14 protein-coding genes and 2 tRNA genes are annotated in these 11556 nt (G+C 73.8%); 2 read left to right on the top strand and 14 right to left on the bottom strand.

Annotated features, from left to right (window positions below; all coding sequences use genetic code 11):
- Window positions 1-20: 20 nt before the first annotated feature.
- The 5 genes from KSE_RS19445 to KSE_RS19425 all read right to left on the bottom strand — a co-directional run bounded on the left by KSE_RS19445 (window position 21) and on the right by KSE_RS19425 (window position 3549).
- Window positions 21-755, bottom strand: coding sequence for a class E sortase (locus tag KSE_RS19445; RefSeq protein ID WP_014137040.1), 735 nt, complete (start codon window positions 753-755; stop codon window positions 21-23).
- Between the two features lie 27 nt (window positions 756-782).
- Window positions 783-1745 carry a class E sortase gene (locus KSE_RS19440; RefSeq protein ID WP_014137039.1) on the bottom strand — a complete coding sequence of 321 codons (963 nt, stop codon included), beginning with the start codon at window positions 1743-1745 and terminating at the stop codon, window positions 783-785.
- A gap of 4 nt (window positions 1746-1749) precedes the next feature.
- Window positions 1750-2412 (bottom strand): aminodeoxychorismate/anthranilate synthase component II, encoded by a 663-nt coding sequence (locus tag KSE_RS19435; RefSeq protein WP_014137038.1) that lies wholly within the window; start codon window positions 2410-2412, stop codon window positions 1750-1752.
- Between the two features lie 58 nt (window positions 2413-2470).
- The gene (locus KSE_RS43400) at window positions 2471-2641 is read right to left on the bottom strand and encodes a hypothetical protein (protein ID WP_014137037.1); all 171 of its coding nucleotides are present in this window, start codon (window positions 2639-2641) and stop codon (window positions 2471-2473) included.
- 149 nt (window positions 2642-2790) lie between these two features.
- Window positions 2791-3549 carry a DUF881 domain-containing protein gene (locus tag KSE_RS19425; protein WP_051055281.1) on the bottom strand — a complete coding sequence of 253 codons (759 nt, stop codon included), beginning with the start codon at window positions 3547-3549 and terminating at the stop codon, window positions 2791-2793.
- 166 nt (window positions 3550-3715) lie between these two features.
- Between KSE_RS19425 and crgA the strand changes: the two genes are divergently transcribed.
- Window positions 3716-3970 (top strand): cell division protein CrgA, encoded by a 255-nt coding sequence (gene crgA, locus KSE_RS19420; RefSeq protein ID WP_014137035.1) that lies wholly within the window; start codon window positions 3716-3718, stop codon window positions 3968-3970.
- Between the two features lie 253 nt (window positions 3971-4223).
- On the opposite strand, the gene KSE_RS19415 is transcribed toward crgA, so the two are convergent.
- Window positions 4224-5147: a rhomboid family intramembrane serine protease gene (locus KSE_RS19415; RefSeq protein WP_014137034.1), complete on the bottom strand. Its 924-nt coding sequence runs from the start codon at window positions 5145-5147 to the stop codon at window positions 4224-4226.
- A 141-nt stretch (window positions 5148-5288) separates the two neighbouring features.
- Entirely contained in the window at window positions 5289-5816 is a 528-nt protein-coding gene (locus KSE_RS19410; protein ID WP_014137033.1) for a peptidylprolyl isomerase, read from the bottom strand.
- A 166-nt stretch (window positions 5817-5982) separates the two neighbouring features.
- On the opposite strand from KSE_RS19410, the gene KSE_RS42205 reads away from it, so the two are divergent.
- A complete protein-coding gene (locus KSE_RS42205) occupies window positions 5983-6909 on the top strand; it encodes a DUF5324 family protein (RefSeq protein WP_014137032.1) in 927 nt (308 codons plus the stop codon).
- A gap of 76 nt (window positions 6910-6985) precedes the next feature.
- Here KSE_RS42205 and KSE_RS19400 read toward each other — a convergent pair.
- The 7 genes from KSE_RS19400 to KSE_RS19375 form a co-directional block, all read right to left on the bottom strand.
- A tRNA-Ala gene (locus KSE_RS19400) sits at window positions 6986-7058 on the bottom strand.
- 110 nt (window positions 7059-7168) lie between these two features.
- A complete protein-coding gene (locus KSE_RS44820) occupies window positions 7169-7297 on the bottom strand; it encodes a DLW-39 family protein (protein ID WP_014137031.1) in 129 nt (42 codons plus the stop codon).
- A gap of 100 nt (window positions 7298-7397) precedes the next feature.
- Window positions 7398-7787: a DUF6191 domain-containing protein gene (locus tag KSE_RS19395; RefSeq protein WP_014137030.1), complete on the bottom strand. Its 390-nt coding sequence runs from the start codon at window positions 7785-7787 to the stop codon at window positions 7398-7400.
- Window positions 7788-7864: 77 nt separating this feature from the next.
- Entirely contained in the window at window positions 7865-8887 is a 1023-nt protein-coding gene (locus KSE_RS44815) for a hypothetical protein (RefSeq protein WP_014137029.1), read from the bottom strand.
- A 285-nt stretch (window positions 8888-9172) separates the two neighbouring features.
- Window positions 9173-9246: transfer RNA gene (locus KSE_RS19385), tRNA-Ile, on the bottom strand.
- Window positions 9247-9262: 16 nt separating this feature from the next.
- Entirely contained in the window at window positions 9263-10648 is a 1386-nt protein-coding gene (locus tag KSE_RS19380; protein ID WP_014137028.1) for an SAM-dependent methyltransferase, read from the bottom strand.
- Window positions 10649-10883: 235 nt separating this feature from the next.
- A complete protein-coding gene (locus KSE_RS19375) occupies window positions 10884-11528 on the bottom strand; it encodes a DUF3566 domain-containing protein (protein ID WP_014137027.1) in 645 nt (214 codons plus the stop codon).
- Window positions 11529-11556 lie beyond the last annotated feature (28 nt).

Here is an 11556-nt window from a genome sequence, read left to right as displayed (position 1 = left end):
CGCGCCGGGCGCCCGGCCGGTCAGCGCAGTTCGGGCGGCGGGGTGCGCTTCGCGTCCACCGGGTCGACCCGGACCAGCTCGGCCCAGACCGCCATCCGGTAGCGGGAGGTGTACACCGGCGTGCAGGTGGTCAGCGTCAGGTAGCGGCCCGGGCCGGTGAACGGCGAGCCCTCGGGGACCGGTGCGACCACGCCCACGTCGTACTTGGAGGTCTGCGGCAGCGTCCCGGCGACCTTGTAGACGTACCAGGAGTCCCGGGTCTCCACCACCACCGGGTCGCCCGGCGCCAGCCGGTCCAGGTCGTGGAACTTCGCGCCGTGCCCGTCCCGGTGCGCCGCCAGCGCGAAGTTGCCCTCGGCGTCCCAGGGCATCGCCGAGCGGTACGGCTCCTCGTAGACCCCGGCCACGCCCTCGTTCAGCACCTCCGCGGTGGTGCCCATCCGGATCAGCGTCTGGTCGCCCCGGCCGAAGGCGGGCACGTGCAGGAAGCCCACGCCGTCCCCCGCCGCGTACTGCGGCACCGGCTCGGCGGCCGCCGGGCCGCCCGGGGGCGCCGCCGGGACGGTCCAGGTCTGCCGCAGCCGGTCCCCGGCCCGGCCGGCGGCCCGGTCGGCCACCACGTCGGTCCACCACAGCGAGTACCCGACGAACAGCGCCAGCACCAGCCCCAGGGTGATCAGCAGCTCCCCCGCGAGGCCCAGGGCCACCGCCAGCCGTCCGCGCCGTCCCCGCCCGCCCCGAATGGCTGTGCCCATGGTGCCGTGCCTCGCTAGCTCATCAGCTCATCGCCCGGTCAGCGCCTCCGGCTGGCCCTGGCTCCTCGGCCGTTCCTCGACCATCTTGCCAAAGACGATCAGTCTTCCCCGGGCACTGAACTCCGGCGTGCATGTCGTCATGGTCAGGTAGCGGCCCGGCGCGGTGAACGGCGAGCCCTTCGGGATCTTCTGCAGCACCGTCACGTTGGTCGGCGGCGTCTCCGGGATGCCGCCCGCCACCTCGTACGTGTAGTAGGAGGTCGCGGTCTCCACCACGATCTTGTCGCCCGGCACCAGCTGGCCGATCTTCCGGAACGGCTGGCCGTGCGTGGTGCGGTGCGCGGCGACCGAGAAGTTGCCCTCCGGGTCGGACGGCATCGCGGTGCCCGCGTAGTGGCCCACCAGGCCGTGGTCGAGCACCTTCTGCTTGTCGGTGCCCTCGGCGATCGGGTAGTCCAGTCCCAGCTTCGGGATGTGGATGATGGCGAAGCCCTGACCGGGCTCGAACGCGGTCGGCGGCGCCGCCGTGGCCCCGCCGCCCCCGCCGCCGGACGGCACCGGCTGCTGGGCCCACTGCTGCTCCAGCTTGTCGCTGGCGGCCCCGGCGTCCCGGTCGGCCAGCACGTTGGTCCACCACAGCTGGTACGAGACGAACAGCAGCATCAGGGCGCCGAGCGTGATGAACAGCTCGCCCACCAGCCGGGCGAACACCACCCGCTTGCGCTCCTTGGGACGCGGCGGCCGCGGCCCGGTGCGCTTCCCGCTGGCCCGGCGGCGGCCGCTGCCCGCGCCGCGGCGCCGGTCGGGCGGGGGGCCGGCCGACCGGCCGTGCCCGGGTATCGGACCGGGTACCGGCCCGGCCGCGGCGGCCGCGGTGTCGGACAGCCGCAGCTTCAGGGTCTGCTCGGCCGGGGCCTCCTCGTACACGCCCCAGTCGTCCGGCTCCCCCAGCTCCTCGGGAACGCCCCCCTCCGGGCGCACGGCGGTCACCGCGTCAGCCCCGGCCGATGACCGGGGCGAGGCCCGCCGAGCGGTCCACCGCTTCCGGGTATCCGCACTCGGCGAGCCAGTTGGCGAGCATCCGGTGGCCGCCCTCGGTGAGCACCGACTCCGGGTGGAACTGGACGCCCTCGATCGGCAGCTCGCGGTGCCGCAGGCCCATGATCACGCCGCTGTCGGTCCGCGAGGTCACCACCAGCTCGGCCGGCACGGTGGCCGGGTCGACCGCCAGCGAGTGGTAGCGGGTCGCGGTCAGCGGCGAGGGCAGGCCGGCGAAGACGCCGCCGTCCTCGTGCACCACCGGCGAGGTCTTGCCGTGCAGCAGCTCGGGCGCCCGCCCGACCACCGCGCCGTGCGCCACCGCGATCGACTGCAGGCCCAGGCAGACCCCGAACAGCGGCAGCCCGGCCGCCGCGCAGTGGCGCACCATCTCCACGCACACGCCGGCCTCCTCGGGCGTCCCGGGCCCGGGGGAGAGCAGCACCCCGTCGTAGCCCTCCTCGCCCGAGCGCGGCCGGGCGTCGGCCACGGTCAGCTCGTCGTTGCGGACCACCTCGCAGACCGCGCCCAGCTGGTACAGGTACTGGACGATGTTGAAGACGAAGCTGTCGTAGTTGTCGACCACGAGGATCCGGGGCGGTCTGCCGGCGGAGGTCATCGCTACTCCTGGGGTACGGGTGCGTCGGGGATCGGGCGGAGGCGGAGCGGTGCCGGGCTCAGCCGCCGGCGCCCTGGTCCACCGTCACGTTCCCGAAGGGGAGCAGCGGCTCGGCCCACGGGAAGACGTACTGGAACAGGACGTAGACCACCCCGAGGACGAGCAGCAGCGCGATCAGCGCGCGGACCGGCGCGGGGCCCGGGAGATGCCGCCAGATCCAGCCGTACATGGTGCTCCTCGGTGTTTCGGGTCTGCACAAGCGTAGACGCCCACCGGCCCGGCCCAGGAAGGTATCCGGGCAACAGCCCTGTCACAGCGGGTCGGACGGCCGGCGGCGGGGGCCGGAAGGGCCCGGAGGGGTTCTCCGGCGGGGTTCTCTCAGGGGGCGCCGGCGGACCGGAGGTCGGCGGAGCCGGTGTAGCCGGGCAGGGTCAGCTCGCCGCTCTCCTGGACCTTCCAGCCCAGCCCGTAGGCGGTCACGTAGCCCAGGTAGTTGCGGATGGTCGGGTCGGCGTCCACCGCGGCGCGCAGCGCGTCGGTCCGGCCGACCGCGCGGATCACGTACGGCGGCGAGTAGACCCGGCCCTGCAGCAGCAGGGTGTTGCCGACGCAGCGCACCGCGCTGGTCGAGATCAGCCGCTGGTCCATCACCTGGATCCCCTCGGCGCCGCCCCGCCACAGGGCGTTCACCACGGCCTGGATGTCCTGCTGGTGGATCACCAGGTCGTTGACGCCGGGCGCGGGGACGCCCGGGATCCGCGCGGTGGCGTCCGGCGGGGCGTCGTCCAGGGTGACGGTCAGCCCGGGCCCGCGCAGCGGGTCGAGGCCCGCGGCCCGCTCCAGCTCGGCCAGCCTGGCGGTGTCGTCCGGGCTCTGCCCCTGCTGCCGGGCCAGCCGGTCGGCCCGGTCCCGGTCCTCGGAGACCTGTTCGGAGAGCTGCTGGTTCTGGGTGGAGCGCTGCTGTATGACGTCGCTCAGCTTGAGCAGCGAGTTGTCGGTCCGCAGATCGGTGCCGTGCGCGGTCTGCGCGCTGACGTAGAACAACAATCCGGCGAGCGCGAAAACGGTGCAGGTCAGGGCACGTCCGACAATTCGCCCGCGGCGGGGGCGCGGAGTCGGGGACGGCGAAGAAATCATCGAATCAGGCACCGTACCCTTATCTCCTTATGACCCGGCGAGCCACTACGCTAACGGACGCCGGTGGCATGTGCGGAGGACCGACCGTACGGACCGGCCCACCATTTGCCGCCCGCCCACGCTGACCCACCCGCGCGGTCACAGCGCATCGACAGGAGAACCCCTCGTGCCGAAGTCTCGACTCCGCAAGAAGGCCGACTACACGCCGCCTCCGAGCACCGCGACGGCCGTGAAGATCAGTTCCGGCCGGAGCTGGGTGGCACCGCTCATGCTGGTGTTCTTCCTGGTCGGCCTGGTCTGGATCGTCACCTACTACGTGACCAGCGGCAACTGGCCGGTCGGCAGCTGGGGCAACTGGAACATCCTGGCCGGCTTCGGCTTCATCGCGGCGGGCTTCGGCGTCTCCACCCAGTGGAAGTGACGCCGGGCCGCACCGCCCGGCGGGCCCCGGCCTGACCGCCCCGCAGCACCCCCGCACCGCTCCGGCCCCGCGCCGGGGCGGTGCGCGTGCTGCGCCGGCCGGGGCCGTGACGCAGCGTCCGAACGTTTATCCACAGGGTTGTCCACAGTGGGGAAAACTCGCCCGAGCCTGTGGATAACTCGCAACGCGGCAGCATAACGCGCGTAGAGCGGGGAGGGCCAATCGCCCGGCGCGCCCCCGCTGTGGACAGACCTCAGCCGGGCAGCCGGGCCGTGCCCAGCAGCATCATCAGCAGGCTCGCCGCCAGTACCCCGGCCACCGTCAACCCCTGCACCAGCCGCCGGTTCTCCCGTGCGGGGTACATCATCCCGGCGGCGAGCGCGACGCCGGCCGCCAGGCCGCCGAGGTGGCCCCGCCAGTCGATGACGCTGTGCAGCGAGAAGGTCATCACCAGGTTCACCACCAGCAGCGCGATCACCGGCTGCATCGGCGTCCTGGTGACCCGGAACAGCACCGCGGTGGCACCCAGCAGGCCGAAGATCGCACCCGAGGCGCCGACCGCCCACATGTCGGCCCCGGTCAGCAGGTAGCCCAACGCGTTGCCCGCGATGCCCGACACCAGGTAGAGCGTCAGGTACCGGGCCCGGCCCAGCACCCGTTCCAACTGCGGCCCGAGCACCCAGAGCGAGAACACGTTGGCCGCGATGTGCATCAGGCCGCCGTGCACGAACTGCGCGCTGACCAGCCGGTACCACTCCAGCGGGCCCTCGGCCACGCCGTGCCGCTCCCAGGGCGCCGGCGCCCAGCTGTACATGCCCAGGGGGTTCTTCTGCCAGGACTGGTCGACGTACTGGGTGAACAGGAAGACCAGGAGGTTGATCCCGATCAGCACCTTGGTGACCAGCGCCCCGTCCCCGAGCGCCAGCAGCCCGCCGGCCGAGGTCCGGGGCTGCCGGGCGGCCCGCTCCTGGCGGGCCTCGGCGCCGTGCACGCACTCCGGGCACTGGAAGCCCACCGCGGCGGGCAGCATGCACTCCGGGCAGATCGGCCGCCCGCACCTGGCGCAGCCCACCCCGGTCTCCCGCTCGGGGTGCCGGTGGCAGCCGGGCAGTCCGCTCCCCCGGCCCTGGCCCTGGCCGTCCGCCGGCGTCGGCCGCGCGGGCTCCTCCGGATGCATCGCCGCTGTCCCTCCTCAACGAGACGGTCCCGGCGCCGCCGCCGTCACAGTGACGGGGCACCACCGGGACCGTCCAGGCTACTGCCCGCGGCCCTCCCGGGCGGCGGACCCGTCCGGCCCGGGGCCGGGACGCGGCCGTCCTCAGCCGCGCGAGACGACGACCTGCTCGATCACCACGTCCTCGACCGGGCGGTCGTACGGCTTGGTGGTGGCGGTGGTGGCGATCGCGTCGACGACCTGCCGGCTGGCCGGGTCGGTGACCTCGCCGAAGATGCTGTGCTTGCGGTTCAGCCAGCTGGTCGCGCCGACCGTGATGAAGAACTGCGAGCCGTTGGTGCCCGGGCCGGCGTTGGCCATGGCCAGCAGGTACGGGCGGTCGAACGAGAGGTCCGGGTGGAACTCGTCGGCGAACTTGTAGCCCGGGCCGCCGGTGCCGTTGCCCAGCGGGTCGCCGCCCTGGATCATGAAGCCGTCGATGACCCGGTGGAAGACCGTGCCGTCGTACAGCGGCTTCGCGGCCAGCTCGCCGGTCTCCGGGTTCCGCCACTCGCGGGTGCCCTCGGCCAGCTCCACGAAGTTGGCGACCGTCTTCGGCGCGTGGTTCGGGAAGAGCTTGACCACGATGTCGCCGCGGTTCGTCTTCAGGGTGGCGGTGAGTTCCTCAGCCACGGAAGTACCTTCCTATCGCTTGCCTGACTATCCGATGAATCATCCCACGCGGGTCGCGGACGGCTCAGTCGAAGGTGCTCGGCGGACCGGCGGGATGCATGATCTCCTAGCAGGTGGAAAAGTGCATACCGGACAACGCCGGACACCCGCCGAGAAGGAGAAGCCCGTGAGCCGTACGGACACCGCGCGCGAGACCGCCGGACGGGCGAAGGACGCCGTGGCGCCCTACGCCGTCTCCGCCAAGGAGACCGCCCTGCACTACGCGGAGGAGGCCAAGCAGGTGCTCGGCCCCAGGCTGGAGGCGCTCGGCCCGAAGGCCGCGGCCGCCGGCGCGCAGGCCAGGGCCGGGGCCGGGCAGGCCGCGCACGCCGCCCGGGTGCAGTACGTCAAGCACGTCGCCCCGCACCTGGAGCACGCCTTCACCAGCCTTCCCCCGGAGACCCAGAAGGCCGCGCTCCGGGCCGTCCACCGGGCCCAGGAGGCCGCCCTCGCCGCCAAGCTGTCCGCCGGGCAGGCGGCGGGCCAGGCCCGCGCCACCGTGGTGCCCAAGGTCGCCGAGACCTTCCAGGCCGCCCGGGAGAGCGTCACCCCGATCGCCCAGGAGGCGCAGACCCGCGGCGCCGCGGCGGTCAGCGCGCTGCACGGCAACGTCACCGCCGCCGAGATCAGCGCGCTGGCCGCGAAGAACGCCAAGAAGCAGCACCGCAACGGCTGGGCCACCGGCCTCGCGGTGGCCGGCACCCTGGCCATCGGCACCGGCGTGCTGGCCTGGCAGTGGTACCGCAAGCAGAACAACCCCGAGTGGCTGACCGAACCCCCGGCCCCGGTCACCCCGCCGACCACCCAGCCCGCCAGCACCGGCCCGGCCGGCGCCTCCCCCGCCACCGCCGCCCCGGGCGCTCCGGGCGCTCCGGCCGCCCCGGACGCCGCCGGCCCGACGGGCACCGCCGGCACCGCGGCGGGCGCCCCGGTCGGCAAGACCGTGCTCAACGGCTCCGTCCCGCGCGAGGAGCCCGCGGACGGCGGCCGGCCGGAGGCCGCGCCCGCCGACGACGACCGCCCCAAGCCGCACGACCCGCGCAAGCCGCACTGAACCCACCCGCGTACCCGCGGGCACGCGAACGGCCCCCGACCCGGAGGAACCGGATCGGGGGCCGTTCGTCGACTTGTGGAGCCTAGGGGAGTCGAACCCCTGACATCTGCCATGCAAAGACAGCGCTCTACCAACTGAGCTAAGGCCCCGAGCAACGGGGGATAGCCTACCCGCTCACGGGCAGCCGCCCACGCGGGTTTCGGACCGGCCGCGGCCCGTGCTCCGCGGACCGGTCCGAGCGGACTTCGTCAGTCGGCGCTCAGCGGCCGGCCGGGACCGGGTCGGTCGCCTCGGTCCACAGGTCCTGCTCGGCGCGGTCCGCCTGGACCTGACGGTAGACAAAGAAGCCGCCGAGGGCGACCAGGGCGACCAGGAGGAGCTTCTTCACCGCGGGACCTCGTCCTTCTTGCTTGCTTGGATGTGGGAGCACGAACCAGCGGTCAGGGTGCAGACCGCCCTGGGGCCGATGATACACACCGGTAACCGGTTCAAGAGCGGCCCCCGCCACCGTCAACCAACCGATCCGCCACCGGCTTTGACACCTCGGCATCGGTAGGATCGTCCGACCGCGAATGGCCGGCGCGGATCACCGCCACCCCGCCCTCCAGGTCGACCCGGGAGCGGGGCGGCGCGCCCTCGCCCTCCTCGTCCCGGAGCATCAGGGTGGTCTTCCGCTGCTCCAGCTCGGCCTGCTTGCCCGCCGCGAACTGGGCGTGCAACTGCTCGAAGCCGGTCGCCGAGACCTGCCCCTCCCGGCCCGTGCCGCGCCAGGGGACCCAGCGGCTGCGGCGCGCCCGCAGCGCGAGCTGGTCCACGAACGCCAACAGCACCAGCGCGCAGACCAGGCCCGGCAGGCTCATCGCCCAGAAGATGCCCACGCCCCCGACAACGCGCCCGGGCGCGCCGCCGTTCCCGCCCGGCGGCGCGCCCGCGCACTCCCGCTACCGGTCACCCGTCACCTGCGGCGCCGCCTCCCCCGCAGGTGGGCCACGTCCCGGCGGATCGCCCGCACGTCGTCGGCCAGGCCGTCCAGCCGGGCGCCCACGGCGTCGATCCGGGTCTCCTGCCGGGCGATCCGCTCACCGATCGCGGTGATCAGCACCCCCTGCGCGTCCAGCCGCCGCTCGACCGACCCGACCGACAGCGCCAGCCCCGAGACCACCGCCGGCAGGTCCTCCAGCGTGAACGCGTACGCCGGCCCCTCCGCGTACGGCGGCACCACCGGCTCGTCCTCCCAGGACGGCAGCGCCGCCCCGAACGGCTCCAGCCCGTCGATCCGCCGCCGCCAGGCCGCCGCTGCCGGGTCCCGCCGACCCGCCTCGTACTCGTCCCAGCGCAACTCGCTCCACCGTCGCCACGGCCGCGCCCGGAACGCGTGCACCACCGGCGGCTCCACCACCGGCCGCGCCGCCGCCTCCACCGCGTCCAGCAGCCGCCCGCGCACCCGCCGGGCCACCTCGCTGTCCCGCAGCAGCATCGCGACGTTCAGGACGGCCCGCCGGGAGTAGAGGGCGACGCCGTTGCCGCCGCCCTGGGGGCGGAGGTTATCCACAGGTGGGGTGGGGGCGGAGAAGGCTCCGTCACCTCCTTCGGTACCGCTGACCTGCCAGAAGTGCACTTTGCACTTCTGGTTCTCGTTGTCCACAGGGTGCGCCGGTCGCTCGGCCCCGTCGGACCGCCGGACACCCCCCTGCGGGTCGCTGACCTGCCAGCCATTCGTTTTGAATGTCTGGTTCCCGGGGTTATCCACAGGCTTGAGGACGGTGAACCCGTTGCCCTCCAACTCCTGCCGGTGGCGGCGGAGCAGGCTGTAGATGGCGGGCTCGCCGACCTCGAAGTAGTCCGCCACCATCCGCGTGGTGACGTACAGCCCGTCGGGCAGCAGGACGAGGGCCTTGACCTCGTCGAGGACTTCGGTGCGCTCGCACAGGCCGCTGCGGAGCGTCCTGGATTCGAGCAGCGCGGCTTCCATGGACATGGGAGTTGCCTCACAGGGGTGAATGAAGACATGACGTGGGAACCGCCCTGTCGCCCGGGGCGGGCGGGGCCGGATCATCCGCCGGCCGGAGCAGAGGTCGCGCTACGTCCCACGTCACCCAATGGCCGGTTCTGTCGCCCGGCTATCCCAGACTTCACATCAGTTTCGAGTCGGCTCACCCTGTGTTGCCTCTGCGCACCGGGCCCAACGAGCGGGAAGCGGCGCGGTTACGGGCCCAACACGTCGAAGGCCCCGATCACCTGGTGATCGGAGCCTTCGCGCCGGTGGGCCTAACAGGACTTGAACCTGTGGCCTCTTCCTTATCAGGGAAGCGCTCTAACCGTCTGAGCTATAGGCCCTTGCCGCACTCAAAGATTAGCGGACCGTCGGCCGATCTCCCAAATCCGTATCCCGGGGGCCCTCCGGACGGCTCTGCTCGCGGTGCTGCTCAGCGGCCCCGGCGAGCCACTCGGGGCGGGTCGGGGGGAGGCCCGAGGCGCCGGCGGGGGTGGGGCGGACGGCGAGGACCTGGTTGACGCCGATGTGGTTCTGCTCGAAGGCGACGGCGGAGGCGGCCATGTAGAGCCGCCAGACCCGGGCCCGGCCGCGGCCGACCAGGTCGACGGCCTCGGGCCAGTGCGCCTCCAGGTTGGCGACCCACTCGCGCAGGGTGCGGCCGTAGTGCTCGCGCAGCGCCTCGACGTCGCGGACCTCCAGGCCGGCCTGCTCCAGCCGGGAGACGGTGGTGCCGACGGGGGAGAGCTCGCCGTCGGGGAAGACGTAGCGGTCGATGAAGGGGGAGAGCCGGTAGGTCTCGCCGGGCGGCAGCGGGCGGCGGGCGATCTGGTGGTTGAGCAGGCGGCCGCCGGGGGCCAGCAGGTCGTGCAGGTGGCGGGCGTAGACGAGGTACTGGGCGGAGCCGACGTGCTCGGCCATGCCGACGCTGGAGATGGCGTCGAAGGGGCCGTCGGGGATCTCCCGGTAGTCCTGGAGCCGGACGTCGACCCGGTCGGCGAGGCCGGCCTCGGCGATCCGCTGCCGGGCGAGGGCGACCTGTTCGGTGGAGATGGAGACGCCGACCGCCTCCACGCCGTAGTGCCGGGCCGCGTGCAGGACCAGCGAGCCCCAGCCGCAGCCGACGTCCAGCAGGCGCATGCCGGGGCGCAGGCCGAGCTTGCGGCAGATCAGGTCGAGCTTGGCGGCCTGGGCGTCCTCCAGGCTCTTCGCGGCGGGCTCCCAGTAGGCGCACGAGTAGACCAGGCTGGGGCCCAGGACGAGCCGGTAGAAGTCGTTGCCGACGTCGTAGTGGTGGCTGATCGCGGCGCGGTCCCGGCGGCGGCTGTGGGCCGGGCCGCGGCGGCGGCGGACCTCCTCGGGCGGGGGCGCCGGGTTCGGGCCGAGGACGCCCTGCCGCAGGGCGGCGGCGAGCAGGCGGCGGCCGGGGGCGCCGAGGTACTGCCGGGGGCCGATCCGGCGGCGGGGGGCGTCCGGGTCCTCGGCGAAGGCGGTGACGGCGGCCAGCACCTCGTACAGGTCGGTGTCGGGGGCGACGTCGAGGTCGCCGGCGACGTAGGCGCGGGCCAGGCCGAGTTCGCCGGGGGCCCAGAGCAGGCGGCGCAGGGCGCGGCGGTTGCGCAGGACGACGGTGGGGGCTCCGGGCGGGCCGGCCGTGGAGCCGTCCCGGGCGCGTACCCGCAGGGGGACCGGGCGGCCGATCACGTCCTCTACCGCGCCGACCAGTTGGTGGGCTTGCTGTGCCATGGCGGACCTTCCCGAGCCGTCGTACCCGTCCGGGTCGCCCGGTGGCCGCCGCGCGCGGCCGGGCGGCCCGCTGGCCGTTCCCGTTCTTCCATCTGTGCACGTGGGGCCCGGGTGCCGCTACCGGTGCGCCGGGCGGTTCACCCGGTTGCCGCTGGGACGGCGAAGGGCCCCGGAGGCTTCAACAGCCTCCGGGGCCCGGGTCATTCCGCTCGGGGGAGGGAAAACTGACCGGGGGTCAGTCCTCCTCGGCGAGGGTCAGCTCGACGCCGCCGGTGAAGCCCGCCGCCGAGTTGTAGATGAACGCGGCGAGGGTGGCCAGGGCGGTCATCAGGACGATGTCGACCAGGGCGATCAGGACGGTGAAGAGCATGACCTTGCCGAACCCGATGTAGTCCATCAGGTTGAAGGCGCTGGAGCCGTCGCCGCCGCTGCCGGTGACGTCCTTCAGGGTGCCGGTCAGCGAGGAGAAGACGCCGAGGCCGTCGAGGGTCATCCAGAGCACCGCGGCGGCCACGATGATGATCACGCCGAGGGCCAGCGAGAGCAGGAAGCTGACCTTCATCACCGACCAGGGGTCGACCTTGGTGACCCGCAGCCGGGCCCGGCGGGTCCGGCCGGGGGCGCCGGCGGCCGGGGCCGGGCCGGGACGGCGGGCCGGGCCGCCGGCGCCGCCCTGGCCGCCGGAGCCGGGCGCGCCCGGGGCGCCGGGGACGCGGGTGCCGCGCGGCGGGGTGGGCTGGCCCTTGGCGTAAGTGGTCGGCTGCGAGAAGCCGCCCGCGGGCGGGGTGCTCGGCGGCGGGGGCGGGGTCGGGGCTCCGTAAGCCTGCTGCCCGCCCGCCAGGCCGCCCGTGGCACCTCCAGCACCCGTGGCTCCGCTCACCGTGGTCCTCCCGAACCGTCCGCCAGGG

This window comes from Kitasatospora setae KM-6054 (assembly GCF_000269985.1).
In the GTDB taxonomy this organism is placed as follows: Bacteria; Actinomycetota; Actinomycetes; order Streptomycetales; family Streptomycetaceae; genus Kitasatospora; species Kitasatospora setae.
This window is presented reverse-complemented; position numbering and strand designations above follow the sequence as displayed.

Coding starts and splice junctions, on each gene's coding strand:
- KSE_RS19445 (WP_014137040.1), bottom strand. CDS start 755: ATGGGCACAGCCATTCGGGGCGGGCGGGGACGGCGCGGACGGCTGGCG.
- KSE_RS19435 (WP_014137038.1), bottom strand. CDS start 2,412: ATGACCTCCGCCGGCAGACCGCCCCGGATCCTCGTGGTCGACAACTAC.
- KSE_RS43400 (WP_014137037.1), bottom strand. CDS start 2,641: ATGTACGGCTGGATCTGGCGGCATCTCCCGGGCCCCGCGCCGGTCCGC.
- KSE_RS19425 (WP_051055281.1), bottom strand. CDS start 3,549: ATGATTTCTTCGCCGTCCCCGACTCCGCGCCCCCGCCGCGGGCGAATT.
- KSE_RS19415 (WP_014137034.1), bottom strand. CDS start 5,147: ATGCATCCGGAGGAGCCCGCGCGGCCGACGCCGGCGGACGGCCAGGGC.
- KSE_RS44815 (WP_014137029.1), bottom strand. CDS start 8,887: ATGTCCATGGAAGCCGCGCTGCTCGAATCCAGGACGCTCCGCAGCGGC.
- KSE_RS19380 (WP_014137028.1), bottom strand. CDS start 10,648: ATGGCACAGCAAGCCCACCAACTGGTCGGCGCGGTAGAGGACGTGATC.